General features: G+C 62.1%; 23 protein-coding genes and 3 pseudogenes. 14 read left to right on the top strand and 12 right to left on the bottom strand.

All coding sequences use genetic code 11. The annotated features are described in order from the left end of the window. The first annotated feature begins 724 nt into the window (after nt 1–724). On the top strand, nt 725–2,212 hold the full coding sequence (locus RM96_RS26750; RefSeq protein ID WP_039014765.1) for a carboxylesterase/lipase family protein: 1,488 nt from the start codon (nt 725–727) through the stop codon (nt 2,210–2,212). A 41-nt stretch (nt 2,213–2,253) separates the two neighbouring features. Further along, nucleotides 2,254–2,835 carry an NAD(P)H-dependent oxidoreductase gene (locus RM96_RS26755; protein WP_039014766.1) on the top strand — a complete coding sequence of 194 codons (582 nt, stop codon included), beginning with the start codon at nt 2,254–2,256 and terminating at the stop codon, nt 2,833–2,835. A gap of 556 nt (nt 2,836–3,391) precedes the next feature. On the opposite strand, the gene RM96_RS26760 is transcribed toward RM96_RS26755, so the two are convergent. Beyond that, nucleotides 3,392–4,351, bottom strand: coding sequence for a GlxA family transcriptional regulator (locus tag RM96_RS26760; protein ID WP_039014767.1), 960 nt, complete (start codon nt 4,349–4,351; stop codon nt 3,392–3,394). A 111-nt stretch (nt 4,352–4,462) separates the two neighbouring features. On the opposite strand from RM96_RS26760, the gene RM96_RS26765 reads away from it, so the two are divergent. From RM96_RS26765 to RM96_RS37665, 4 genes and pseudogenes are all read left to right on the top strand, one after another. Further along, nucleotides 4,463–4,768 (top strand): putative quinol monooxygenase, encoded by a 306-nt coding sequence (locus RM96_RS26765; protein WP_039014768.1) that lies wholly within the window; start codon nt 4,463–4,465, stop codon nt 4,766–4,768. A gap of 29 nt (nt 4,769–4,797) precedes the next feature. Then, nucleotides 4,798–5,562, top strand: coding sequence for an alpha/beta hydrolase (locus tag RM96_RS26770; RefSeq protein WP_039014769.1), 765 nt, complete (start codon nt 4,798–4,800; stop codon nt 5,560–5,562). Between the two features lie 153 nt (nt 5,563–5,715). Beyond that, nucleotides 5,716–6,411: pseudogene (locus RM96_RS26775) on the top strand (cytochrome c biogenesis CcdA family protein); the annotation flags it as partial. Between the two features lie 8 nt (nt 6,412–6,419). After that, a pseudogene (locus RM96_RS37665) lies at nt 6,420–6,730 on the top strand (isocitrate lyase/phosphoenolpyruvate mutase family protein); the annotation flags it as partial. A 44-nt stretch (nt 6,731–6,774) separates the two neighbouring features. Here RM96_RS37665 and RM96_RS26780 read toward each other — a convergent pair. Both RM96_RS26780 and RM96_RS26785 read right to left on the bottom strand, forming a co-directional pair. Beyond that, nucleotides 6,775–7,098, bottom strand: coding sequence for a DUF3470 domain-containing protein (locus tag RM96_RS26780; RefSeq protein WP_039014770.1), 324 nt, complete (start codon nt 7,096–7,098; stop codon nt 6,775–6,777). 60 nt (nt 7,099–7,158) lie between these two features. Further along, the gene (locus tag RM96_RS26785) at nt 7,159–7,575 is read right to left on the bottom strand and encodes a cupin domain-containing protein (RefSeq protein WP_052279761.1); all 417 of its coding nucleotides are present in this window, start codon (nt 7,573–7,575) and stop codon (nt 7,159–7,161) included. Nucleotides 7,576–7,828: 253 nt separating this feature from the next. Between RM96_RS26785 and RM96_RS26790 the strand changes: the two genes are divergently transcribed. From RM96_RS26790 to RM96_RS26805, 4 genes are all read left to right on the top strand, one after another. Further along, complete coding sequence (locus tag RM96_RS26790; RefSeq protein WP_039014771.1) at nt 7,829–9,163, top strand: MFS transporter; 1,335 nt, start codon at nt 7,829–7,831, stop codon at nt 9,161–9,163. A gap of 125 nt (nt 9,164–9,288) precedes the next feature. Beyond that, nucleotides 9,289–9,987: a helix-turn-helix domain-containing protein gene (locus RM96_RS26795; RefSeq protein WP_167471133.1), complete on the top strand. Its 699-nt coding sequence runs from the start codon at nt 9,289–9,291 to the stop codon at nt 9,985–9,987. A gap of 66 nt (nt 9,988–10,053) precedes the next feature. Next, nucleotides 10,054–10,695, top strand: coding sequence for a DJ-1/PfpI family protein (locus RM96_RS26800; RefSeq protein ID WP_039014772.1), 642 nt, complete (start codon nt 10,054–10,056; stop codon nt 10,693–10,695). A 199-nt stretch (nt 10,696–10,894) separates the two neighbouring features. After that, nucleotides 10,895–11,671, top strand: a complete 777-nt coding sequence (locus RM96_RS26805) for an alpha/beta fold hydrolase (protein ID WP_039014773.1) — start codon at nt 10,895–10,897, stop codon at nt 11,669–11,671. A gap of 187 nt (nt 11,672–11,858) precedes the next feature. On the opposite strand, the pseudogene RM96_RS40970 reads toward RM96_RS26805, so the two are convergent. Both RM96_RS40970 and RM96_RS26810 read right to left on the bottom strand, forming a co-directional pair. Then, a pseudogene (locus RM96_RS40970) lies at nt 11,859–12,053 on the bottom strand (IS110 family transposase); the annotation flags it as partial. A gap of 181 nt (nt 12,054–12,234) precedes the next feature. Next, nucleotides 12,235–12,978 (bottom strand): GntR family transcriptional regulator, encoded by a 744-nt coding sequence (locus tag RM96_RS26810; RefSeq protein ID WP_039014816.1) that lies wholly within the window; start codon nt 12,976–12,978, stop codon nt 12,235–12,237. Nucleotides 12,979–13,107: 129 nt separating this feature from the next. On the opposite strand from RM96_RS26810, the gene RM96_RS26815 reads away from it, so the two are divergent. The 4 genes from RM96_RS26815 to RM96_RS26825 are packed head-to-tail and all read left to right on the top strand — an operon-like array spanning nt 13,108 to nt 17,528. Further along, nucleotides 13,108–14,502, top strand: coding sequence for a class-II fumarase/aspartase family protein (locus tag RM96_RS26815; protein WP_039014774.1), 1,395 nt, complete (start codon nt 13,108–13,110; stop codon nt 14,500–14,502). Nucleotides 14,503–14,529: 27 nt separating this feature from the next. After that, nucleotides 14,530–15,951 (top strand): cation:dicarboxylate symporter family transporter, encoded by a 1,422-nt coding sequence (locus tag RM96_RS26820; protein ID WP_039014775.1) that lies wholly within the window; start codon nt 14,530–14,532, stop codon nt 15,949–15,951. Nucleotides 15,952–15,984: 33 nt separating this feature from the next. Further along, nucleotides 15,985–16,137 carry a hypothetical protein gene (locus RM96_RS38925; RefSeq protein ID WP_238587421.1) on the top strand — a complete coding sequence of 51 codons (153 nt, stop codon included), beginning with the start codon at nt 15,985–15,987 and terminating at the stop codon, nt 16,135–16,137. Between the two features lie 2 nt (nt 16,138–16,139). Beyond that, nucleotides 16,140–17,528, top strand: a complete 1,389-nt coding sequence (locus RM96_RS26825; protein ID WP_052279763.1) for a class II fumarate hydratase — start codon at nt 16,140–16,142, stop codon at nt 17,526–17,528. 251 nt (nt 17,529–17,779) lie between these two features. On the opposite strand, the gene RM96_RS26830 is transcribed toward RM96_RS26825, so the two are convergent. From RM96_RS26830 to RM96_RS26860, 7 genes are read right to left on the bottom strand one after another with little or no spacing between them, the layout of a single operon-like run. Beyond that, entirely contained in the window at nt 17,780–18,670 is an 891-nt protein-coding gene (locus RM96_RS26830) for a polysaccharide deacetylase family protein (RefSeq protein WP_039014776.1), read from the bottom strand. 27 nt (nt 18,671–18,697) lie between these two features. Then, nucleotides 18,698–19,699, bottom strand: a complete 1,002-nt coding sequence (locus RM96_RS26835; protein ID WP_082016720.1) for a PDR/VanB family oxidoreductase — start codon at nt 19,697–19,699, stop codon at nt 18,698–18,700. Nucleotides 19,700–19,705: 6 nt separating this feature from the next. Next, the gene (locus RM96_RS26840; protein WP_052279765.1) at nt 19,706–20,680 is read right to left on the bottom strand and encodes a branched-chain amino acid ABC transporter permease; all 975 of its coding nucleotides are present in this window, start codon (nt 20,678–20,680) and stop codon (nt 19,706–19,708) included. Next, nucleotides 20,677–21,567: a branched-chain amino acid ABC transporter permease gene (locus tag RM96_RS26845; protein ID WP_039014777.1), complete on the bottom strand. Its 891-nt coding sequence runs from the start codon at nt 21,565–21,567 to the stop codon at nt 20,677–20,679. The genes RM96_RS26840 and RM96_RS26845 overlap by 4 nt, the downstream gene beginning before the upstream one ends. Nucleotide 21,568: 1 nt before the next feature. Continuing rightward, nucleotides 21,569–22,282: an ABC transporter ATP-binding protein gene (locus RM96_RS26850; protein ID WP_039014778.1), complete on the bottom strand. Its 714-nt coding sequence runs from the start codon at nt 22,280–22,282 to the stop codon at nt 21,569–21,571. Then, nucleotides 22,272–23,048 (bottom strand): ABC transporter ATP-binding protein, encoded by a 777-nt coding sequence (locus RM96_RS26855; protein WP_039014779.1) that lies wholly within the window; start codon nt 23,046–23,048, stop codon nt 22,272–22,274. The genes RM96_RS26850 and RM96_RS26855 overlap by 11 nt, the downstream gene beginning before the upstream one ends. After that, nucleotides 23,048–23,821 (bottom strand): MOSC domain-containing protein, encoded by a 774-nt coding sequence (locus RM96_RS26860; RefSeq protein ID WP_039014780.1) that lies wholly within the window; start codon nt 23,819–23,821, stop codon nt 23,048–23,050. The genes RM96_RS26855 and RM96_RS26860 overlap by 1 nt, the downstream gene beginning before the upstream one ends. Between the last annotated feature and the right edge of the window lie 18 nt (nt 23,822–23,839).

A 23,839-nucleotide genomic window follows, 5' to 3' on the forward strand; every position in this document is an offset into this window, starting at 1 on the left:
AACAAACTCAAGAGCGCTCAGCACCGACCTTCGATCATCGCCGCGTGCTGGGTTCAGGCAACGTTGTGGTGATGTCATGATTTACGGAAAGATCAATAGCCAGGATCAAGGTCTCGATTCCCGCTATTGGCGTGCACCACCGTCGAGCGCGAGTCTCGCACTATCGTAATCTCAGTATAGAAGCGAAGCAGAGTCGGCCAGTGGTGCCATTGGAGAAGTACTTCAGCTATTGGCGAACAAACCTTGCGCCAGGCAATAGAATCCCTTCTCTTGCCCCTGTCCGGGCGCACGCGCGGGATTGCGCATTGGCAACTTGCCCCGAACACCACCAGCGTGGCCGCAACGGAATCGCTTGTGCCAAGCGCGATCGCTCAGCGAACGGCCGCTCAACCAGAAACTGGCCTCCGAGGTTATGACAAGTTGTATGGCTGCAACGGGGTCGATCTGGGACCGCCGCAGTTTCGCGGCGGGCATCCGTCCGAACAGTTTGAGTCAGCCGGTCTCGGATTGCCGATGACCGACACGGCCGACAAACCACCCTTCGACCCACGACGGCGCGAAGGGCAGTTCCCGGTCGTGAAGCGGTCGGTGATCCTCAGCAATTGGAGCGCTGCCAATCTCGGGGCGGCGACATCCAGGACTCGCTTGCCCTTGATCCAGCGCAAAGCACCCACGGCCCTTCATTACTATTCATCCAAGTACCCACCTTTCGGGGGAGCCGGCTATGTACCCGATTGTCGAAACCCGTCTTGGCAAGCTGCGAGGCCTCCGGCGTGACGGCGTCTATGCGTTCAAGGGCATCCCATATGCTGCCCCACCGTTCGGCATTAACAGACTGCGACGGCCGCAGTCCGCAGCACCCTGGAGTGGCGTCCGGGATGCGCTCTCGTTTGGGCCGAAGTCGCCACAGGTTGCGTACCCGCCCGGCATCGCGGAAGCACTCGGAGAACTCGTTGGCGAAGGCGAGGACTGCCTGACGCTCAACATCTGGACGCCCGAACTCGGAGCACCCGGGCGCCCGGTGTTGGTCTGGATTCCTGGTGGGATGTTCGAGTTCCATGCAACCGGGGCGACCCCTATCTATGACGGCCGCCGCTTCGCGCGCGACGGGGTGGTGTGCGTCACTATCAACTACAGGGTGGGCGCGGAGGGCTTCCTGTATCTGGGCGACGGTCTTTCCAATCTCGGGCTCCTTGACCAGATCGCCGCGCTCGAGTGGGTGCAGCAGAACATTGATGCATTTGGCGGGGATCCAGGTCAGGTCACCATTTTCGGGCAGTCGGCCGGCGGGATGAGCGTCGCAACCCTCCTTACCGTGCCACGCGCGCAAGGGCTGTTTCGGCGGGCAATCGTGGAAAGCGGGAACACACCGCATGTCACTTCTGCCGCCACGGCGGAACGCATTGGCCGCAGGCTGGCGACTCTCCTGAAAGTCGACGCCGCCAGAGAGGCGATTGCCTCGACCACGCCCGGGCAGGTTCTCCAGGCCCAGGCGCAATTGCGCGAGGAACTGATTGCGGATCCGGACCCGGCCTTCTGGGGAGAGGTTGCGCTTAGCAGCCTCCCGTGGGCGCCCACGGTCGATGGAGCAATTCTTCCTGCCCCCCCGATCGACGCCATTCGCGCGGGAGCAGCCGCGAACACAGCACTGTTGGTCGGCTCGAATACCGAGGAGACCCAGCTTTTCCTGGTCCCCGGCGGAGCCATAGATCGCATCACCGAGGCATCACTGCTAGCGATGGTGGCGGCCTACGGCCTGTCGGCCGAGGGCTTGATCGGCTACCGCGCAGCCCATCCTGCGGCCACCGCCGGTGACCTGTTCTCGGAGATCCAGACGGACTGGTACTGGCGCATCCCTGCCGTTCGACTCGCGGACGCCCACGCGGCGAATGCCTGGGCTTCGACGTACATGTATGAGTTCGCCTGGCGCTCGCCACAGTTGGGAGGTCGTCTGGGCGCGGCGCATGGGGTGGAGATACCATTCGTCTTCGATACTCTGGGCCCCGGCACGGAGGCGCTCGTCGGGCCAACACCGCCACAGTCGCTCGCCGACGCAATGCACGGGGCCTGGGTTGCGTTCGCCGTCAATGGCGATTGCGGCTGGCCTACCTACAATCCGGTCCACAGGTCAACGATGCGCTTCGATACGCCGTCTGCCGTCGTAGACGATCCGTTGGCCGGGAGGCTTGCGCTCTGGCACGGCGTGCATTAGCGCGTTGTACCGCTGGTCTCCCCAACAGCTTCGCCCGCAGCATGTCCAGGCGCATCGTGATCATCCAGGGGCATCCAGACCCGTCGGGCCATCATTTGCTGCATGCACTGGCCGACGCCTACGCTCAAGGCGCGACCACGGCGGGACACGACGTACGGCGCATCGAGGTGGCGAAGCTCGACTTCTCGCTGCTTCGCACGCAGGCTGAGTTCGAGACTGGCACAGTGCCTCCTGCTTTGGAGCAGCCAAGGCAAGACATGCGCTGGGCAGAGCATTGGGTCTTTCTTTTTCCGCTATGGCACGGAACCATGCCGGCGCTGTTCAAGGGTTTTCTCGAACACATCTTTCGGCCCGGCTTTGCCATGGATTACAAGAAGAAAGGGTTCCCCAGACGACTGCTCGCTGGCCGCTCGGCACGCATCGTCGTGACCATGGGAATGCCGGCGCTGCTGTATCGCTGGTACTTTGGCGCATACGGAGTCCGCGGCTTCGAGCGCAGTATGCTGAGTTTCGCCGGGATCAAGCCGATCCGCGAGAACCTCTATGGGCTTACCTTTGCCAACGAGAGGAGACGTGCCCGCTGGATGGAGAACATGCGTACATATGGTGCGCACGGGAACTGACCTGAGCTTGGCAGACACATGCGTTGGATGTCCGCTTCCCGGACAGTTGCTGTCGTTGTGGTGGCTCCCTGCGACCGGCCGTTCATCGGCCCAGCTTGTGCCGTTCGCTTTCGGGCTCGGTTGGCCATTCAAGCGGCCGCTTCGCATCAAAGAACGGACATTCGTGCCCGGATCGCGTCGGACGGCCCATCAGCCGATCCGGTCAACCCAAATTCAGTCACTTGTAATATTTATTCGCGTGCTCCAGTGTGAAGGCAGCCACCAGCCCATTGTGGGATCGTGAAGCCCCCCGCCAAGCCGACGTCCTCAACCCGCTGAGCCGCTGCGGCATCTGGCCGCACTAGCGGTTCCGGCATGACCAATCAAGCCAAATTCGAATCCATCCACGCGGGATCGCCGCGGGACGGACAATATCCGTGGCATTCTGCGCCGAGGCTGCAACGCAGTAAGCAGCGCCGGCAGTGGCTAGCGATGCGTCCGATCCCTGAGCCAGTTGTTCGCTGCGTACAGTGAAAAGGATCGCACTACTCCCGTACGTACCTTTTGCCAACAATCGTCAGGATGCGCGCAGTTCACGTACGCCCTTGCCCAGTCTCCGGCGCAGCAGCGTGCGCAGCGTCACCCCATCCGCGTAGCCAACCTGCTCGGCGATTCGATCGACGCTGTCTTTGCTGGTCTTCAGCAAATGAACGGCACGCTCGATCCGCAGCGTTTGAATGTATTCGATCGGCGTCTTGCCGAGCACTTCATTCAGGCGTCGCGTCAATGTCCGCTTGCTGGTTGCCAGCGCTTCGGCGGCCGAATCGAGCGTGATCGCCGTGTCGAGGTGGTCGCGCACCCAGCGGTCGAAACGCTCGACCAGCGGGTCCGAATGGCTGAGGTGATCGGTGATCGCATAGGCGGACTGCGACAGTCGCGTATCGAATACGAGGTACCTGGCAACGAGCGCTGCAAGCTCAGGGCTGTTATTGCGGATCAACCAGAGCGCAAGGTCGAGATGGCTGAGCGCGGCCCCTGCCGTCACCGTTGCGCCGCTGGGGACGATGATTCGATTCGCATCCAGGTGCACGTCCGGGTAGCGCTGCCGGAACAACGGTGTAAGCCACCAGGTCGTCGTTGCTTCGTATCCATTGAGCATGCCGCTTTCTGCCAGCACAAACGTACCCGTACAAGCGGCTGCAATGCGGGCGCCGGCATTCTGCCACGTACGCAAAGCGCCCAACGCATCGAACACGTCGTCCTGGCCAAGCGCAGGCACGAGCTGATCGGCCGTGATTGCGCCGAGCGCCGGTACGATGACCCAATCCGGGCGGGGGGCGTCCGCGATATCGCGGACGGGCACCTGCAGCCCAAGTGCCGTGCGTACTTGTGGCCGCACACCCACCACGGTGATTTCGAAGCCCGGCGTGGCCATCCCTGTTGCGTGCGCAAGTTTGTTGGCTGTCGTCAAGGCATCGAGGACGGAGGTGAGGCCGGTATCGAACACGCCTTCCAGCGCGAGAACAGAAACTCGCATGGCAGCATTGATATCAAAGTTGTCAATCCGGTCAGTGTTTCCCAGCGCGCTCCGTTTGTAAAGTCCCCCCTCAACGCGAGCCTCCCGCACGCGGACACTGGAGAAACGAAGATGATCAGGAAAGCACTATTTGTCCGGCTTGAGGCCAAGCCGGGAAAAGAGCAGGCGGTAGCGGACTTTCTTGCCGCCGGCCTGGAAATGACAAATCGGGAGACGACCACGCCGATCTGGTTCGCCCTCAGGCTATCGCCGGCCACGTTCGGCGTGTTCGACGCCTTTGCGAGTGAAGAGGATCGCCAGGCACACCTCGTCGGCAACATGGCCCAGACCCTGATGGCGCGGGTCGACGAGATGCTGGCATGCCCGCCTTCGGTCGAGCAGTTCGACGTTCTGGCCATGAAGAACAAGCTGGTCTGACGTCCTGTCCATAGAACCTGGAGATTCAAATGTTTACGCTGCAAAAGAAGTTTGCGATTGCCATCATGATCGCCATGGGCGGTGCGATGGCTCACGCCGAGTCAAAGCCGGCTGCGAAAGAGAAAGATATCGTTATCGTCCACGGCGCACTGGTGGATGGCTCGGGCTGGCGGGCCGTTTACGACATCCTGTCCAAGGATGGTTACCACGTGACCATGGTGCAAGAGCCGCTCACTGGCCTCACCGAGGACATCGACGCCACCAAGCGCGCTATTGATCAGCAGAAGGGGCCTGTCGTGCTGGTCGGCCATAGCTATGGCGGCTCCGTGATCACGGGCGCAGGCGTCGACCCCAAGGTCAAAATGCTCGTCTATGTCGCCGCACTCCAACCCGATGCAGGGGAAGCCAGCGGTCAACTGCTGTCAAAGTTCGCTCCGCCCAACGATGCCATGCGAGCGACTCCAGACAAGTTCTTCTTCCTCCCCCCAGCGAAATTCCGCGAGACCTATGCATCGGATGTCTCACCGGCGGACGCGCAATTCCTGGCGGACTCGCAGCAGCAACTCGCTGAGAAAGCCCTGGGGGCACCTGTGTCCGTCGCGGCATGGCGGAACAAGCCTAGCTACGCCATTCTGACCACCCAGGACCACGTAGTGAGCCCTCAGCTTCAGCGCTGGATGTATCAACGGTCGGGTGCCAAGGTAACCGAAGTCAACGCAAGCCACGCTGTCTTCATCTCTCAGCCAGCCACGGTTGCTCGAGTGATCGAAACGGCTGCGAATCAGGCGAATTGACCGCTGATCAACCCAGTGAGGGTGCCCACTCCGGCCCGAAGGCTGACACCGTGGCCAGTCGGCATGCCCCCCATGGCCTCGCGCACGCTGGGACATAACCCAAGCGCGGGGCCGTGCGATCAGCACCACGAACCTGCCGCGGAGGTTGCCTTCATGCTTTTACTGATCCTTGCCTACCTCGGGGGTGTATTGACCATCCTTAGTCCGTGCATCCTGCCGGTGCTGCCTTTCGTATTCGCGCGGGCAGACCGCCCGTTCGCGCGCAATGGACTGCCCATGCTGATGGGCATGGCACTCACCTTCGCTGTGGTCGCCACGCTGGCCGCCATTGGCGGCGGCTGGGCCGTCCGCGCCAACCAGTACGGCCGCATCGTCGCCCTGGCCGTGCTCGCCGTGCTTGGCCTTACCTTGCTTTCCAACCAGGTTGCCGAATGGATCAGCCGGCCGCTCGTGGCCCTCGGCAGCAAGCTCACCCGGCACAGCGAAAGCGAGAACGATTCGGTGCTCTCGGCGGCGGGTCTGGGGGTCGCTACCGGGCTGCTGTGGGCACCACGCGCGGGCCCCATTCTGGGGCTGCTGCTCACGGGTGCGGCCCTCAACGGGGCCAGCGTCCAGACCACCCTATTGTTGCTCGCCTACGCGGCTGGAGCTGCTACGTCGCTCGCGCTGGCGCTGCTGATTGGTGGGCGCGTCTTTTGCCGTGATGAAGCGCTCGCTTAGCGCCGGCGAGTGGTTTGCCATGCCCTGGGTGTGCCGGTACTGGCGGGCGTGGCCGCCATCGCACAGGGGCTGGATACCGGATTGCTGACACAGGTGCCGCTGGCCAGCACCGGCGACCTCGAACAGAAGCCACGCTCACGCGACTCAAGTCATATGCGGCGGCTGGCGCCGACTGTCTCTACGCACCGGGAATAAAGACGCGAGAGCAGATCGCCGCGTAGTCGCAGCAGTCGCGCCGAAGCCCGTCAATGTGCTGGTGGGCTCGAACGCTGAATTCACAATGAATGACTTCGCCGCCCTGGGCGTACGGCGCATCAGCGTCGGCGGCGCATTGGCGAGGGCCGCATGGGGTGGCTTCATGCGGGCTGCGCAATCCTTGGCTAGTGGACGGTTTGACGGGTTCGCAGATGCCGCTTGCGGTGCACAGCTCAACTCACTTTTCCTCTGACATTGCCTGTTACTCATGGTCGAGTTGGCGCGCGGCCATGAATCTCATAGCTTCAAGAGGCTTCTCTTGTCGCTCCTGGATGCCCAGACCTCGGCGTCGGGAAGGGGCTGCGATGCAGTCGTGACTACAGGCCATTGCTCTGCCATGCGGCGATTGATTTCGACAAACTCTACCTCGTGAGGTGCCAAATCAAAGTCGCTCTTGATGGCAGACACCGGACATACGACCTCGCAGATTGAGCAGTTAATACACACCTCGGCATCGATGACCATGAAGTTTGGTCCCTGGTGGAAAGCCTGAACCGGACAAACTTCGATGCAGTCTCCGTGGCGGCAATTGATACAGGGCTCGGTGACGACATACGTCATGGTTTCCTCCGATGAAGCTATGAGGGCTATCCACCTGGATCGCCCTGTCCTCAACCGACTTCAGGACGCCTTGCGGAAGCCCGCCGTACCGAAGAACACATTGGGCTTGCGATAGACAGCAAGCAAGAGGCAGCCTTCATCCGATCGCGTCTCATGCAGCGAACCGGGTTGCCGCCAAACGAATTGGCCGGCGCGGCAGATGCCGTCGTGGTCGTAAAAGGACCCTTCCAGGACATAGCTCTGCTCGATCTCCGGATGCTTATGGAAAGGCAGGACCGCACCCGGTTCCCACTTCAGCAGCACCGTCATCTCGCCCGCTTCGTCATTGCGATACAAGACCTTCATGGAGATCTTCTCGAACTGGGACGGTTCCCATTCGAGCGTGTTCGGATCGATATAGACGGATCCGCCGGCGGTCGGTTCCAGTTTGCCTTTGAGGCGCTCGACAAAGTGCTTGTTCTCGGTCTGAGTTGTCATGACTTGTCTCCTTGGTATGGAAGATGGGAAGAGCGCGCACACAAAGTCTGCGATGCCGCTGTGGATCAATGTAGTCCGATGTTTCCCTACAGTCAACCTGCAGGCCACTATTTGTAATAGATGTACCGTTTTATACTCTTATGTTTCCCTCGTTTACCCTTGTTTGGTTGAATAAGTTTCCTTTTTGTCTAACATCAACGCGCAGGCAAAGGAAACCCAGTGGCCTCAGGCTACGACGAACAGGAGACAAGGAATGGACATCTACAATTCCGATGCGGCCGGACTAGCCCCCACGGCCCACCCGACAAGCAGCACCAACAGCATGGGGAAGGTGGTGACGGCAAGTGTCATCGGCACCATGGTCGAGTGGTACGATTTTTTGCTTTACGGTACGGCAGCGGCGCTCGTATTCAACAAGCTCTTCTTTCCCGCGCTAGACCCTTTGATGGGCACCCTTGCAGCACTTGGATCGTTTGCCGTGGGGTTCATCGCCCGGCCCTTGGGCGGTGTGATCTTCGGTCATTTCGGCGACAAGATTGGACGGAAGACAATGCTAATGACCACCATGTTTCTCATGGGTGGCGGCACGTTTTCCATTGGATTGCTGCCTACGTACGCACAAATGGGCATCTGGGCGCCCGCGCTGCTGATTCTGCTGCGCATTGTCCAAGGCATCGGAATCGGCGGTGAATGGGGCGGAGCCGCACTGATGGTCATCGAGCACTCGCCGCGCGACAAGCGTGGCTTCTACGGAAGTCTGGTGCAGATGGGTTTCCCGCTGGGGATGCTCGCGTCTACTGGAATCTTTGCCTATCTATCGCGCATGCCCGATGCAGATTTCCTGGCATGGGGATGGCGCATTCCATTCCTGCTCAGTGCTGTACTCGTGGTGCTGGGTTTCTACATCCGACTCAAGGTAACTGAATCGCCCGTGTTTGCTGCGGCATCCGGCGATGGGCAGGAAAGTCCAAAGATTCCGCTCTTCGAGGTTCTTACCAAGCATCGGCGCAACCTGCTCATCAGCATTGGACTGAAGGTCTGTGAGGTTGCCTGGGTCTACATTCTGACCGTGTTCGTAGTGGTCTACGGCACGACGGTTCTGCACCTTCCCAAGGCGGTCATCCTGGATGGCGTATTGCTGGGTGCGGCTCTGGAGCTCTTCACGATTCCACTGTTTGGCTGGCTATCTGACCGGTGGGGACGCCGCCCGCTCTATTTCTTGGGCTCGCTCTTTACCATCGCTGCAGCGTATCCGCTCTTTCTAGGCATCCAGACTGGCAATCCCGTCGTGATCGCCCTAGCTGTGGCACTCTGCATGAACCTGGGCCACGGATCGATGTATGGACCACAGGCCGCACTGCTGCCCGAGCTCTTTGGCACCAAAATTCGCTACAGCGGCTCGTCACTTGGATGCCAGGTCGCCGCCGGCATCGGCGGCGGGCTAGCCCCCATGTTGGCCACGGCTCTGCTTGCCAGGCAGGGACATTTTGTCGGCGTAGCCATCATGATTGCTGTACTTGGAATCGTGACGCTGATAGCCACGGCGGCTAGCCCCGAAACCCATCGCGACAATCTTTACGACTCCTGAGCAAGAGGTCTCCCCAGATAAGGGGCAGCCATTTTGGGCCGGCTCGCAAATCCGCATACAATCTTCCGTAGGAAACTATACGTTTCCTGAATCCTCCCTTGAACGGACGACCGGATTTGCGAGCCATGTCGGCAAAAGCCTTCCAGAGAAACACGCCCCCTGCCCCAGTTCCCCGAGTCTCCGCGCAGGCGCCGCAGAACACCAGCGCAGGACTGGATGACGAAGAAATCGTGTGCCAGCGATTGCGCATGGCACGGATAGAGCACGGCCTTACCCTGGATGCACTAGCCGAGAAATCCGGCTTCACCAAGGGATACCTTTCCAAGATTGAGAATGGCAAGAAGGCCCCTCCCATCGGCTCGCTCGCCCGTATCGCGCGGGCCATGGGCATGGAGCTTAGCTATTTCTTCACGGATCCTGCTCAGGCAGAGACCACGGCCATCGAAGAGGTCGATCGCCCTGTTTCGGTAGTCCATCACTGGGAACGGAAGCCCGTTGTTCGTGGCGGAAGCGCCTATGGATATGACTACGTGAGCCTCGCCCATAAGAGGCAGCACAAGCTGATGGATCCGTTCATGTTCACATTCCCCTCAGCAACCGATCTGGACTTTTTCTTCGAGCACACTGGAGAAGAGTTCGTCTTCTTGCTTTCTGGCAAGGTGGAATTCGAGTTCAAGCTAAACGGCAAACTCCAGCGCTACGTTCTGGAAGCCGGCGACAGCCTGTATTTCGAATCTGGCACACCTCATCGGGGCCGCGCCCTCGAAGGCGACGCACAGGCCATCGTCGTGGTTACGGAACCCTCAGAACCGAAAGCTGAGTAAGTCAACTTATGTTGACTGTTGGGAAACTTCTCCTAAAATTAGGAAACCTACCAACAGGAGACACCCATGCGCGTTGCCGTCGTCTTATATCCCCATGTTGAGCCCATCGATCTAGCCGTTGTCGGCACCCTTTCGATGGCCAAGCGTGTGACAGACAAGCTGTCCTACTTCACCGTGTCTGAGAATGGCGGCCAGGTGGAGCTGCAAAACGGACTGCGTGTCCAGACCGATTTCTCATTTGCTGACGCCCCTGTGGCTGACGTCATTGTCGTAACGGGCGGACCAGGTTGGCGCAATGAACTCGAGAACACGAAAATGCACGCGTTCCTCAAGCATCGCCATGCTCGGGGCGAGGTCATCTCGAGCGTCTGCACTGGGGCGATGATTCTCGGAGCATCGGGGCTACTCGATGGCAAACGCGCGACAACCAAGGCGCCTGTAGCGAGCCCGGAGGAGCGTCCCATCACTACGATGGGACGTCTTTGCTCGACGACAGACGCTGTCGAGGCGCTCGTCGTGGATGAAGGCGATATCGTGACGGGCGGTGGCGTAACACTTGGCATCGATACGACTCTCTACTTGCTGGAGCGATTCCTGGGGGCGCATGTTTGCAACGAGACAGCACGGATCATGGAATACAGTGCAGCGCTCGCAGCGAATCGCCATCGACTATCGACACTTAAAACAGAGGCCATGGCCCCTGTTTAACACGCCAGGACGCCGTCGTTGACTGGGACATTGATGGAATCTTGCATACGGAAACAGATAGTGTCGAGAACGGCGCCTGCTCGCAACTGGCCCCCGCTCACCGCTTTCGGGGTCGGCTATTCGCCCGATGCCCACCTGCAGCAGAAATTCGCAAACTCACGCTGTCACGCACAGTTGCCGTGAAACCAATTGGAGAAAAATGATGCTGAATCTTAACGCAATCGCCCTTGCACTGGGCGTCTTGAGCGTGGCGGCAAGCGGGGTTGCCATGTCCGCCACCAACGTCGAAACCAAGCCTTCCGTCGTTATCGTGCATGGGGCATTCGCGGATGGCTCCGACTGGGCGAAGGTTATTCCCCTGTTGCAGGCCAAAGGTATCAAAGTGCAGGCGGTCCAGAACGGACTGAACTCGCTTGGCGAGGACGTCGCCGCAACGCGACGCGCCATCAATAACCAGCCAGGCAAAGTTGTGCTCGTTGGACACTCGTGGGGCGGCACTGTAATTACCGAGGCCGGCAATAGCGATAAGGTGGCATCGTTGGTGTACGTCGCCGCATTCGCCCCCAGCGCCGGCCAGTCGACCGAGGAAGCTGGTAAAGGTTACCCGCCAGCGCCCGGCATCACGAAGCTTGTCGCAGACTCCGAGGGTTATCTGACACTCCCGGCTAACGCGCTCGCGGAAGATTTCGCCCAGGACGTGCCAACAGCCCAAGCCCGCATCATGGCAGCCACACAGGGCCCGATTCAGTCGAAGGCATTTGGCGAGAAAGTCAGCACAGCAGCCTGGATGACCAAGCCATCCTGGTACATCGTCAGCCAGAAAGATCGCATGATCCAGCCGGAGCTGGAGCTTGCCATGGCGAAGAAGATTGGTGCCAAGGTCACAACCTTGCCGACGAGCCACGTCCCTCAGCAGTCGCGTCCGAATGATGTTGCCAAAGTCATTCTCGACGCCGTCAAATCGAGTGGCAAGTGATGACACTTGGTATTCAAGGTGCGTCCTTTCGTTGCACCTTGAATACCAAGGCGTGAGTTCGCGCGCGGATAGGTTTGGTTCCGACAGCAATTGTCAAACATTGCCCCGCTGCCTTCGGTATGAGAACCATCTGCTTCCAGCACACTAATACGTGTTTCAGGGGAACTCTCAAGCATTGAGTCGTCAGCTAACCGAAGCATTTCGTTGCCTCGAAGGGCTTCCCGTCGCGAAGTATGTAATAGGCTGCACGCGCAAGCTTGTGCGCGAGCGCCTTCATCGCGACGACAGGCATGCGCCGAGCTTTCTTGCGTTCATAGACGCGTCTGGCCGGCGGGCAGCTACGCAGAGCGATGCCGGCTGCCTCGATGAAGGCCCAAGCGAGTTGCTCCGGCACCGAGTCGCTGGGTACCCGATGCCTCGAGACGGAAACACCGAAACTGGACGAATGGCCGTTGTACTTTGGAAGCCGTCCTCACGGTACAGCGCGCTCGAGTGACCGAGAGGGGAAGCGCCACCCAAACCGAAGATGCAAAGGTCGCTCCCCGCCCAAAGCAGCATTCGCCCTACGAAGTGGCACGCTTCAACCGCATCGACACTGAAAAGCTGTCCGCCGGATGCACCGTCGCCGTAACCTCGAAGGTCTGCCCGTCGGCGTCCAGATAGCGCCGGACGATTTTCAATACCGACGCACCCGGTTCGAGCCTCAGCGCCTTCGCCACGGTTTCGTCGGCGAGGGTCGACGCGCTTACGTCCTGCTCGATCTCGGCGATCTGCCGCCCGTAGCGCGACTCGATCAGCGTGCTGACCAGTGAGTCCGGCGACGCGCGCACCATGTCGCCAATGTCCGTGTAGGCGGGGTCGATATAGACATCTGTCCAGGCTATCGGCACATCGGCGCGGCCATCGCGACCATCGTTCAGGCGCACGCTCGAGATGCGTAGCCACGTGGTCCCGTCCGCGCAGCCGATCTCGCGCGCCACGCCTCCGGCCACCTTCACCTTTTCCACCGACTGCACCAGGCGCAGGTGCTCCGCACCGAACTGCACGAGGTCATCCACCGACGCCAGCGTGGGCCGGAACACGGCCTTGGGCCGCGACGCCTCCACGCGCGTGCCCACGTTCTTCCGCCGCGACACCAGCCCCTGCTCCTGCAACTCCTGCAGCACCGCGCGAATGGTGTAGCGGCTGGCGTTGAACTGCTCGCACAGCTCGAATTCCGTTGGCAGCAGCGTGCCGACCGGGAAGCGCCCGGTGGCGATCCCGTCCAGAAGTTGCCTGGTGATCTCTGCCGAATTGGTTTTACTCATTTGGATCGATTGCATCACATTTCCGTGAGACCGGGTAAACACGCATTTGCTAAATATGTTCGAACATATCTAATGCTGGATATGTTCGAACATATTAACGAACCCGACTCACCACCACAAGGTAGCACCATGTCCACCTACTCCATTCCTGCGATCCCCGCCGCCAGCACCGTTGTCGACTCCGCCCTCTTCCGCGACGCCTTTGGCACGAAGAAGATGCGCCAGATCTTCTCCGACGGTGCGCTGGTGCAGCGCTATATCGACGTCGAGGTCGCGCTGGCCAAGGCCGAGGCCCGGGCAGGCGTGATCCCGGCGGAGGCGGCCGAGGCCATTGCCCGCGAATCGCGCATCGAGCGCATCGACTTCGACCACATGCGCGAGGAAACCGACATCGTCGGCTACCCGATCCTGCCGCTCGTGCACCAGCTCGTGGCAATGTGCGGGGAGGCCGGACGCTACGTGCACTGGGGCGCCACCACGCAGGACATCATGGACACCGCCGTGGCACTCCAGGTGCGCGACGCGCTCGACAGCATCGACGCCGACATCCGCGAGCTGCGCGCCATTCTCGCCGATCTCTCGGCCAGGCACCGCAACACGCCGATGGCCGGCCGCACCCACCTGCAGCAGGCGCTGCCGGTGACGTTCGGCTACAAGACCGCCATCTGGCTGGCCATGTTCGACCGCCACCAGCAGCGTATCGCCGAACTGCGCCCGCGCGTGGCGGTGGTGGAGTTCGCCGGCGCGGCCGGCACGCTGGCGTCGCTGGGCGGACAAGGCGACAACAAGGGCTTTGCGGTGCAAGAGGCGCTGGCCGCCGAGCTAGGCCTGGGCGTGCCCGCCACCACCTGGCACGTGGCGCGCGATGGCTTCGCCGAGGCGGTCAACCTGCTAGCGCTGGTCACCGGTTCGCTGGGCAAGATCGCGCTCGACATCATGATCATGGCCTCGACGGAATTCGCCGAAGTCTACGAGCCCTTCGTCAAGGGACGCGGCGCGAGCAGCACCATGCCGCAGAAGCGCAACCCGATCTCAAGTGAACTGATGCTCGCAGCCTCGAAGGCGGTGCGCCAGCACGCGGGCCTGATGGTCGACGCGATGGTGCAGGACTTCGAGCGTGCCACCGGTCCCTGGCACGCCGAATGGATCGCCATTCCGGAGAGCTTCATCCTCACCTCGGGCGCGCTGCACCAGGCGAAGTTCGCGCTGGGCGGGCTGATCGTCGACGAAGCCCGCATGCAGCACAACCTCGGCATCTCGCGCGGCCTGATCGTGGCCGAGGCCGTGATGATGGGCATGGCCCCGTACATCGGCCGTCAGCAGGCCCACGATGTGGTCTACGACGCCTGCCGCGCCGTCAACGAGAGCGGCGGCACGCTGGCCGACGCGCTCGCCGCGCTGCCAGAAGTCACGAAGCACTTCGACCGCGCCGCCATCGAGCGCATGACCGACCCGGCGAACTATCTCGGCCTCGCACCGCAAATGGTCGACCGCGCCCTCGAATTGTCCCGCAAAGTAGCCTGACACAGGCCCACGGTGGAGGAAGACATCATGCACAACGAAACCATCCATACTCCCGCTGTTCCGCCCGCACCGCCTGTGGCCCCGCGACTGCCCTGGTACCGCAAGCTCGGCATGCAGGTGCTCGTCTCGCTGATCCTCGGCATCGCCGTGGGCTTCGCGTTTCCAAAGTTCGCCTCGCAGCTCAAGCTGCTGGGTGACATGTTCCTGTCACTGATCAAGGCCGGCGTGGCGCCGCTGGTGTTTCTGACCATCGTCCACGGCATCGCCTCGGCGGGGGACGTGAAGAGCGCCGGGCGCGTGGGCTGGCGGTCGATCCTGTATTTCGAGGTGATCTCCACCATCGCGCTGGTGGTCGGCATGTTCGCCGGCAACCTGCTGGAGATCGGCAAGGGCATGTCGCACGTCGCCGGCAGCGCCGCCACGCCGGTCGCGGCCAAGACCGCCGCACCGCAGGGTTTCCTCGAGTTCATGATGCACATCGTGCCCGACAACTTCGTCGGCGCCTTCGCCAAGGGCGAGTTGCTGCAGGTGGTTGTGCTGGCGGTAATGGTGGGCATCGGCATCCTCGCCATTCCCGAGAGCCGCCGGGCGAAGATCAACGACGGCCTCGACTCCATCTCGGAAGTCCTGTTCTCGTTCATCAACCTGGTGATGAAGCTGGCGCCGATCGGCACCTTCGGCGCGGTGGCGTACTCGGTGGGCAGCAACGGCGCCTCCGTGCTGGTCGCGCTGGCGCAGTTCGTGGTGAGCTTCTATGCGGTGGTGGTGCTGTTCATCGCCGTGGTACTCGGCATCGTCGCGAAAGTGGCGGGCTTGAGCCTGTGGCGCTTCCTGCGCTATATCAAGGACGAGATCCTGATCGTGCTTGGCACGGCGTCGTCGGAGAGCGCGCTGCCGCGCCTGCTGATCAAGCTCCAGCGCCTGGGCTGCGCCAAGCAGACCGTCGGCCTGGTGCTGCCGACCGGCTATGCGTTCAACCTCGACGGCACCTCGATCTTCATGGCCATGGGCGTGATGTTCATCTCGCATGCCTACGGGGTGCCGCTGACGCTGGACCATCAGCTCGGGATCCTGGTACTCATGCTGCTGACGTCTAAAGGCGCGGCCACGGTGTCGGGCGGGTCGTTCGTGGTGTTCGCTGCCACGGTGACGTCCACCGGGATGCTGCCGGTGGAAGGGCTGGCGGTGATCTTCGGCGTGTACCGCTTCCTGTCGATGGCCATCTCGACGTGCAACACCATCGGCAACAGCGTGGCGACCGTGGTCGTGGCCAAGTGGTCGGGCACCTTCGACGCGGAAACCGCGAAGCGCCACCTCTATCCCGAGCGCTACCCCGACATCGCCGCCGCCGACGCCGCGCTCGACGACGGCACCCTGCTGGGCGAGGACGCCGACGCCGCCAACCCGCATTCGTCCGGTATCCCGATAAAGCGCGCGACCGCGGCCTGAGCCGGACCCCGAGGACGACAGAGGAGACAACCCATGAAGAACATCCCGGCCTTCGCCCGCCATGCACAGGCGATCCAGATGCTGCCACCGGAGCAGTACACGGCAGTGGCCCTCGGCAAGCACACCGAGGCCGAGGTGGTGCGCTGGAAAGCGGTCGCCGCGAAGGCCAATATCTCGCTGGACTGACAATGGCAACGCACCGTATAGAACATGACGCCTTCGGTCCGGTGGACATTCCGGCGGACCGGTACTGGGGCGCGCAGACGCAGCGCGCCCTGGCCATATTCGAGGTCGGCGAGGAGCGCTTCCCCGAATGCCTGCTCCACGCATTCGGCCTGCACAAGATGGCCGCTGCCCATGCGAACATGCGCTGCAGCGTACTCGACGCCCGGCTCGGCGAGGCCATCGTCGCGGCTGCCGCCGAGCTGCGCAGCGGCCGGTTCGACGACCACTTCCCGCTGACCATCTGGCAAACCGGCTCCGGCACGCAGACCAACATGAACGCCAACGAGGTCATTGCGAACCGGGCCAACGAATGCCTGGGCCGGCCGCTGGGCACGAAGTCGCCCGTCCATCCGAACGACCACGTCAACGCCTCGCAGTCATCCAACGACAGCTTTCCCTCGGTCATGCACATGACCGCCGCCATCGAACTGGACGACCGGCTGGCTCCGGCCCTCGAACGCCTGCGCGCCAGCCTGCAGGAACGCGCCATCGCCTTCGCCGACGTGCTGAAGATCGCGCGCACGCACCTGATGGATGCCGTCCCCACGACTCTGGGCCAGACCTTCGACGGCTTTGCGGCGCAGGTCGGCAACGCGCTGGCACGCGTTCATGACGCCATGCCGCGCCTGCTGGTGCTGCCGCAAGGCGGCACGGCGGCCGGCACCGGCCTCAACGCGCCGCCTGGCTTCGACGCCGCCTTCTGCGAGGAAGCCGCCCGGCTCAGCGGGCTGGCGTTCCGGCCCAACCCCTGCAAGGTCGAGGGGATGGCGGCGCACGACGCGCTGCTGGAGCTGTCAGGCGTACTTAACGTGATCGCGGTGTCGCTCATCAAGATCGCCAACGACCTGCGCTGGATGGGCTCCGGCCCCCACTGCGGCCTGGGGGAGCTGGTGCTGCCGGAAGATGGCCTGACGTCATCGATCATGCCCGGCAAGCGCAACCCGACCATCGCCGAGGTCATGGTGCAGGCGGCAATGCAGGTCGCAGGCAATCACGTGACGGTGACGATGGCGGCCGCCTCCGGCAACTTCGAGCTGAACGTGGCGAAGCCGGTGCTGATCTACAACGTGCTGCAGTCGATCCGATTGCTGGCAGACAGCGCCGACATGGTCGCGCGCCGCCTGCTTCCCGGCCTGCAGCCGGCCCGGGAGCGGCTGGCACGCCAGCTCGAAAGCCCGCTGCTGGCCGTGACCGCGCTGAACCCGGAGCTGGGGTACGACACGGCCGCCCGCATCACCCGCCACGCCACAGCGAATGGGATCACGCCGCGCGAGGCGGCCATTGCGCTCGGGCTGCTGGACGGCGAGACGTTCGACCGGCTGGTGGATCTCCGGCGCATGGCAGGCGGATGAGGAAAAGGGCCGAGACGGGGGCATTCGAGGTCGGCGGGTTGGCCGACGCATACCGGCCAATCTCGGCCATCCGCCCTCACATCGCCGGACAGCCGACTTGGCCGAAAAGGCAACGTTCAAGGCAGGAACGGGGAAGGCCGTAGCCAACCGCTTAGCAGACATTCCGCCCCCGTCGGCAGATGATCGAATTCCCCGTTACGATGGTCCCGTCCTGCCGGTCACCCGACGGTCCGGCTCGTCGCCCCGTCAGCCTAAGCGACTTCGCACTGGAACGGATTCCTTGCATCGAATTCCCGTGCAATAGCCTCCAGTGTGGTGAAATGCACTCCCGTATGGCGCAGCATGTGTTCGATGAGGCGCGACAGCATGCGCAGTACCTGCGGACGGCCTGCGACATCCGGATGCAGGCAAAAGGTGAAGACGGCGTCATCCATATTCTCGTAGACCCAGTCGAACTGCTCCCGCCAAAGCTCCTCGATGTCACGCGGATTCATGAAGCCATGGCTGTTGGGCGCCTTCTTGATGAACATCATCGGAGGCAGATCGTCGAGATACCAGCTCACTGGGATCTCGATCAGGCGCGACACCTTGCCGCGGACCAGCGGCTTCATCCAAGATGAGGCGGGCTGCCGGTAGTCGATGGGGGTCCACTGGTCGCCCGTGCGGAGCCTATAGCACGAGAAATCGCGATGCATCATGCTGTGATCGTAGAGGATCCCCCGCTCCAGCAGCAGATCAGGCGTACGGGCGCTCAGTTCCCACCAGGGAGCTGCATAGCCGACAGGCTTCCTGCCGGTCAGGCCATGGATCAGATCGATGCATTTGTCGAGAACATCGGCCTCCTGCGTCGGCGACATCGCCAGCGGATTTTCATGCGTGTAGCCATGCAGACCCACCTCGTGACCACGGTCTGCCACCATCGCCATTTCGCGCGGGAAGGTCTCGATCGAGTGCCCCGGGATGAACCACGTGGTCTTGAGATCGTACTGGTCAAACAGGTCAAGCAGACGCAGGCTGCCCACCTCCCCCGCGAATACTCCGCGTGAAATGTCATGAGGCGAATCGGCGCCGCCGAATGTACCAATCCAGCCGGCCACAGCATCCACGTCCACGCCAAACGCACATGTGATGTTCTTGGTCATGCTCTACGACTCCCAGGTCAATCTCGTTCAAATATCCAGCACCAGCCGGCCGCCATCACCACAACGCGCGGTGCAGACGGCCACATAGCGGCCGCGATCCTCTTCCGACAGGCAGGTATCCCGATGAATCGGGGTCCCCTCGCTCCAGCGCGTCAGACACGTACCGCACCAGCCTTCCTTGCATGAGTGATCGACCTCCACGCCAGCATCCACCAATGCATCGAGAATCGACTTGTCTGGTTGAACCTGCACGGTGATATCACTGAGGCGGCAGGCCACCTCGAACGGCGCTTGATTGACGTCGGCCTTGACCGGAGCGTTCGACATTGCCCCGAAGGCCTCAAAATGAAGATCGAGGTTCGCGCCGTGACTTCCGGCTGCGCGGACGGCGTCCATCAGGGAGTTGGGACCACAGCAATAGACTTGCGTGCCCGGCGCGGCGGCGGCCAGCAGCGCGCGTGCATCGAGACCGTGCTCGGGCTTCCCATTGTCGAGGACGAATCGGACATGGTTGGCCAGCGGTGCGTTGAGCAGTTCACCGGCATAAATCAACCGGCTTTCGTCGCGCGCGCAGACGACCAATTCGAACGGATCGCCACGGTCCAGCAGTTCCTGCGCCATACAAAGCAGCGGTGTCAGACCGATGCCGCCCGCAATCAGGATTCGACGCGCACTACCAGGCGTCAGGGCAAACAGATTGCGTGGCTGGCCGATCTCGACGACGGCGCCGGTGCGCAGGTGCTCGTGGATCCAACCAGAGCCCCCTCGTCCATTGCGCTCCCGTTGCACGGCGATCACGAGCGGCGCGCCCTGCCGCCATGGCCGGATGAGCGAATACTGCCTGGCGCCATGCTGCGGCAGGAAGACATCAATATGGGCGCCCGCCGCGTAGGGTTCCGGCAGGCCTCCGTCGGAGAGCGCCAGTTCGTACTCATTGACGTTGGGACTCAGCATGCGGACGCGCTGAACCTGCGCGATCAATCTATTCTGTGTGGATTTCATTTCGGTGTCTGACTGGCCGAAGAACATGTTGGGTCATGAATGGCTTTGGCTCGTACGCGGGCACGCACGCGTCGCAGGACCGGGACGCACGCGTCGCCACCACCCTGCAACCGTGCCGACGATTCCCTGGCGGAACCCGCTGACGCAAAGCATGAAGACGATGCCGAGAATGACCTGCCCCCAGGAGCCCGCAGTGCTGGCAAGCTGGTTCTCCAATGCGACGACCAGCAGCGCCCCCAGAATCGGGCCGTACAGCGTGCCGATGCCACCGAGAAGCGTCATCAGGATGATTTCCCCGGACATCGTCCAGTGCACATCCGTCAAAGAAGCAAGCTGGAATACGATGCCCTTGGTAGCACCCGCCACGCCGGCCAGCGCAGCGGAGATGACGAAGGCCGCCAGCTTGTACTTTTGCACGTCGTAGCCCAGCGAGATGGCTCGCGGCTCGTTTTGCCGGATGGACTGCAGCGCCTGTCCGAACGGCGAGTCGATGATGCGCAAGATCAGCAGGAAGCCGGCCAGGAACACGGCAAACACCACATAGTAGAGATGGGTGTTGTCGGCGAGGTTCAGCACATGGAGGATCTCTCCGCGCGGAATGCCCTGCAGCCCATCTTCCCCCCCGGTTGCCGGAAGCTGCACGGCCAGGAAGTAGACCATCTGCGCGAGCGCCAGCGTCACCATCGAGAAATAGATGCCCTTCCTTCGCACGGCCAGGAAGCCGATCGCGCAGCCGATGAGTGCGCCAAATATGCCCCCTGCCGCGATCCCGAGCAGATTCGGAAGACCGAGCGACTTCATCAGATAGCCGCCGAAATAGGCACCTCCACCGAAAAACGCCGCATGTCCGAAGGACATGAGCCCACCGTAGCCTGCGAGCAGATTGAAGGCGCAAGCGAACAGCGCGAAGCACCAGAACTTCATCAGGAAGGTCGGATAGATACCGATCCAGGGTCCCGCCAGACCAAAGGCCACGAGGGCGAGCAGCGAGATGCGTCGCGTGTTCATGCTTCTTTCCCGAAGAGTCCGGCAGGCTTGAACAGCAGCACGACGGACATGATGACGAAGATCACGATTGCGGCCGCTTCCGGATAGATGATCGTAACGACCGCCTCCAGAAGTCCGAGACCCAGGCCGGTCAGAATGGCGCCGCCGATGGACCCCATTCCACCCACCACGACCACCGCAAAGATGATGATGTTCAGTTCCGATCCCATGCCGGAACTGACCTGCAGAATCGGTGCGGCCAATACGCCGGTCAGGGCAGCCAGCGCAACACCCACCCCATAGGTAAGAGACACGAGCAGCGGGACGTTGATCCCAAGTGCCTGTGCAATGGCAGCGTTCTCCGTGCCGGCACGCAGATAGCTCCCCAGCCGGGTACGTTCGATGAAGTACCAGACTGCGGCGCAAACCACCAACGATGCCACAACCACCCAGAGACGATACTTGGGCACAAACATGAACCCAACGTCGACGGCGCCCCGGAACTGCGCCGGCAATGCGTACGGCTGGCCGGAGACCCCGAAGTAGTTGCGGAACAGCCCCTCGAGAACGAGTGCGAACCCGAATGTCAGCAGCATTCCGTAGACCGGGTCGACCTGGCGCAGGCGCCGTAGGAACACACGCTCGAAGACCATACCGAGCGCGCCGACAACGATCGGCACAACCAACAGCGCCCACCAGTAGTTGAGGCTCAGGCCTTCGACGCCCGTCCACGTGCCCAATTGCGTCAGGCAAATCCATCCGAAGAAGGCACCAAGCATATACAACGCGCCGTGGGCGAAGTTGACGATGTTGAGCATGCCGAAGATGATCGCCAGGCCCAGGCTGAGCACGGCGTAGAAGCAGCCATTAATAAGGCCGAGAAATAGCTGACTGAGGATGATCATCATTTCAAACTCCCAACCTGGATTCCAGTTCCTCGCGGCGGCGCTCCACGTCGCCGGCTGCCACTGTCATGACGGTCTTGCCATGCTCGAGCACGTAATGCCGATCTGCGACGCGGCGTGCAAAGCCAAAGTTCTGTTCCGCGAGAACGATGGTGAAATGGCGCTCCTTGAGCTTCATGACGGCTGACTCGAGCGCCTGGACGATGACAGGCGCCAGGCCCTCGGTGATCTCGTCGAGCAGCAGCGTGCGCGCTCCGGTGCGCAGGATCCGCGCGAGTGCGAGCATTTGCTGCTCACCGCCAGAGAGACGGCCGCCCGGGCTGCGCCGGCGTTCGCGCAGGTTCGGGAAGAGTTCATAGATCTCGCCGACGGAGAGGCCACCCTCCGCGACGACCGGCGGCAGCAGCAGGTTCTCCTCCGTGGAAAGGCAACTGAAGATGCCGCGCTCCTCGGGGCAATAGCCAATGCCAAGTCTGGCGATCTCGTGGGGCGCCACGCCTGCCGCATTGGCGCCGCCAATCTCGATCGTGCCGCCGCGTCGGCCGGTGAGCCCCATGATCGCCCGCAACGTGGTCGTCCGACCCGAGCCGTTGCGGCCGAGCAAGGTGACCACCTCTCCGGCGCGCGCGAAGAACTCCACGCCGTGCAGGATGTGGGAGTCGCCGTAATACGCGTTGAGATTGGCGACGCGCAGCGCGTATACCTGATTAGCCTGCATGATCGGCCCCGATGTAAGCGGTCAGGACCCGTGAGTCCTTTGAGATATCGGCGTAGCTGCCTTCGGCGAGCACGCTGCCACGGGCAAGAACGGTCACCTGGTCGGACAATGACGCGACGACCTTGAGGTTGTGCTCCACGATCACCACGGTGCGGTTGACGGCGACCTTGCGGATCAGGGCAGCGACGGCCTCGACGTCCTCCACACCCATGCCCTGGGTCGGCTCGTCGAGAAGCATCACGCGCGGGTCCATCGCCAGCGTTGTGGCAAGCTCCACGCTGCGCCGCTGGCCATATGGCAGATCGCGCGCGACAAGGCTGGCCGATCCGGCGAGCCCCAACTGGTCTAGCAGGGCCATGGCAGGCTCGTCGAGATGTCGTGTCGCACCGGAACCAGCCAGGGCCTTGTGGGCGAGGCCGTGCTTGGCTTGCAGCGCGATCTTCACGTTGTCGAGCACGGTCAGTTCGGGAAAGATGGCCGAGATCTGGAAGGACCGGATCATGCCCGCGCGAGCGACCTTGGCTGGCGGATCTCCGGTGATGTCGCGGCCATCGAGGAGTATCGAGCCGGTGGTCGATGGCGTGAAGCGCGTCAAGAGATTGAACATCGTCGTCTTGCCGGCGCCGTTAGGCCCGATCAGCGCGTGAATCGTGCCGCGCCTGACCTTGAGATTGACGTCCGTGACAGCCTTGAAGCCCACGAACTCCTTGCCTAGGTTTCTGGTTTCGAGGGCCCATGGGGAGCGTTCAGATGCGACTGCTTCCATCACGCATCCCCAAGCTGGATGGCATCTCCCGGCTTGATCTGCCCGCCGCGGACAACTTCAGCGTAGACACCAAGGTCGCCATGATCGGCATATTCCCGCAAGGACAGCGGCAAGTTCATGTCACGGCTCCCGGTCACCGGATCCACGCTGGTCGCGGCACAGCGCTTCGTGCGCCGGACGACCTTCAACATTACCTCTCCGATCGTCAGGTGCCGCCCCACCCACTCCATCTCCGACCACGCCGGCGTGCCATCGAAATAGAGATTGGCGCGAAAACGCAGCGGGTTGAGCGTCTTGCCCAGGTGCTTGCCGAGATCAGCCACGGTATCGAGATTGATCAACGAGATGCTGCGCATCAAGGCCACCGAGTGAACGCTGACATCTGTGAACTGGTGGCCGGTGGCGCTGACTACACGGGGCGTGCCGGGCAGTGGCACGCCAAGGAATGACTGCAGGAAGGTAGCCAGCCTTTCCCGGTCTGCTCCGTTGGCCAGGTCATACCGCTGCGATGTGCCGTCGACCGAGACTTCCAGTTCTTTGGATGCCTCGAGGAAGCTGGTCCCGAGTCTTGCCAGCTTCTCGTACTTGGCCAGCATCAGGAACTGCGTCTTGGGTGCCGGTACGGGGCGATGCTCGTCGAAGTCGAGCGAGCCGTCAGTGACGGCGTATGCACGGTCCATGGGAAACCCCTGGGCTTCCTGCAGATCAACGCCTGGCAGGCTCTCTGCGGAAAGGCCCTTGACGGGATAGCGGTATAACGCCCGGATATTCATGATGGCGATGACTCCTCT

Origin of the sequence: Cupriavidus sp. IDO (assembly GCF_000812465.1) — a bacterium.
Taxonomy (GTDB): domain Bacteria; phylum Pseudomonadota; class Gammaproteobacteria; order Burkholderiales; family Burkholderiaceae; genus Cupriavidus.

Bases quoted from the DNA above. Each gene is read 5' to 3' on its own strand.
- RM96_RS26750 (WP_039014765.1), top strand. From the start codon at position 725: ATGTACCCGATTGTCGAAACCCGTCTTGGCAAGCTGCGAGGCCTCCGG.
- RM96_RS26755 (WP_039014766.1), top strand. From the start codon at position 2,254: ATGTCCAGGCGCATCGTGATCATCCAGGGGCATCCAGACCCGTCGGGC.
- RM96_RS26760 (WP_039014767.1), bottom strand. From the start codon at position 4,351: ATGCGAGTTTCTGTTCTCGCGCTGGAAGGCGTGTTCGATACCGGCCTC.
- RM96_RS26765 (WP_039014768.1), top strand. From the start codon at position 4,463: ATGATCAGGAAAGCACTATTTGTCCGGCTTGAGGCCAAGCCGGGAAAA.
- RM96_RS26770 (WP_039014769.1), top strand. From the start codon at position 4,798: ATGTTTACGCTGCAAAAGAAGTTTGCGATTGCCATCATGATCGCCATG.
- RM96_RS26780 (WP_039014770.1), bottom strand. From the start codon at position 7,098: ATGACGTATGTCGTCACCGAGCCCTGTATCAATTGCCGCCACGGAGAC.
- RM96_RS26785 (WP_052279761.1), bottom strand. From the start codon at position 7,575: ATGACAACTCAGACCGAGAACAAGCACTTTGTCGAGCGCCTCAAAGGC.
- RM96_RS26790 (WP_039014771.1), top strand. From the start codon at position 7,829: ATGGACATCTACAATTCCGATGCGGCCGGACTAGCCCCCACGGCCCAC.
- RM96_RS26795 (WP_167471133.1), top strand. From the start codon at position 9,289: ATGTCGGCAAAAGCCTTCCAGAGAAACACGCCCCCTGCCCCAGTTCCC.
- RM96_RS26800 (WP_039014772.1), top strand. From the start codon at position 10,054: ATGCGCGTTGCCGTCGTCTTATATCCCCATGTTGAGCCCATCGATCTA.
- RM96_RS26805 (WP_039014773.1), top strand. From the start codon at position 10,895: ATGATGCTGAATCTTAACGCAATCGCCCTTGCACTGGGCGTCTTGAGC.
- RM96_RS26810 (WP_039014816.1), bottom strand. From the start codon at position 12,978: ATGAGTAAAACCAATTCGGCAGAGATCACCAGGCAACTTCTGGACGGG.
- RM96_RS26815 (WP_039014774.1), top strand. From the start codon at position 13,108: ATGTCCACCTACTCCATTCCTGCGATCCCCGCCGCCAGCACCGTTGTC.
- RM96_RS26820 (WP_039014775.1), top strand. From the start codon at position 14,530: ATGCACAACGAAACCATCCATACTCCCGCTGTTCCGCCCGCACCGCCT.
- RM96_RS38925 (WP_238587421.1), top strand. From the start codon at position 15,985: ATGAAGAACATCCCGGCCTTCGCCCGCCATGCACAGGCGATCCAGATG.
- RM96_RS26825 (WP_052279763.1), top strand. From the start codon at position 16,140: ATGGCAACGCACCGTATAGAACATGACGCCTTCGGTCCGGTGGACATT.
- RM96_RS26830 (WP_039014776.1), bottom strand. From the start codon at position 18,670: ATGACCAAGAACATCACATGTGCGTTTGGCGTGGACGTGGATGCTGTG.
- RM96_RS26835 (WP_082016720.1), bottom strand. From the start codon at position 19,699: ATGTTCTTCGGCCAGTCAGACACCGAAATGAAATCCACACAGAATAGA.
- RM96_RS26840 (WP_052279765.1), bottom strand. From the start codon at position 20,680: ATGAACACGCGACGCATCTCGCTGCTCGCCCTCGTGGCCTTTGGTCTG.
- RM96_RS26845 (WP_039014777.1), bottom strand. From the start codon at position 21,567: ATGATGATCATCCTCAGTCAGCTATTTCTCGGCCTTATTAATGGCTGC.
- RM96_RS26850 (WP_039014778.1), bottom strand. From the start codon at position 22,282: ATGCAGGCTAATCAGGTATACGCGCTGCGCGTCGCCAATCTCAACGCG.
- RM96_RS26855 (WP_039014779.1), bottom strand. From the start codon at position 23,048: ATGGAAGCAGTCGCATCTGAACGCTCCCCATGGGCCCTCGAAACCAGA.
- RM96_RS26860 (WP_039014780.1), bottom strand. From the start codon at position 23,821: ATGAATATCCGGGCGTTATACCGCTATCCCGTCAAGGGCCTTTCCGCA.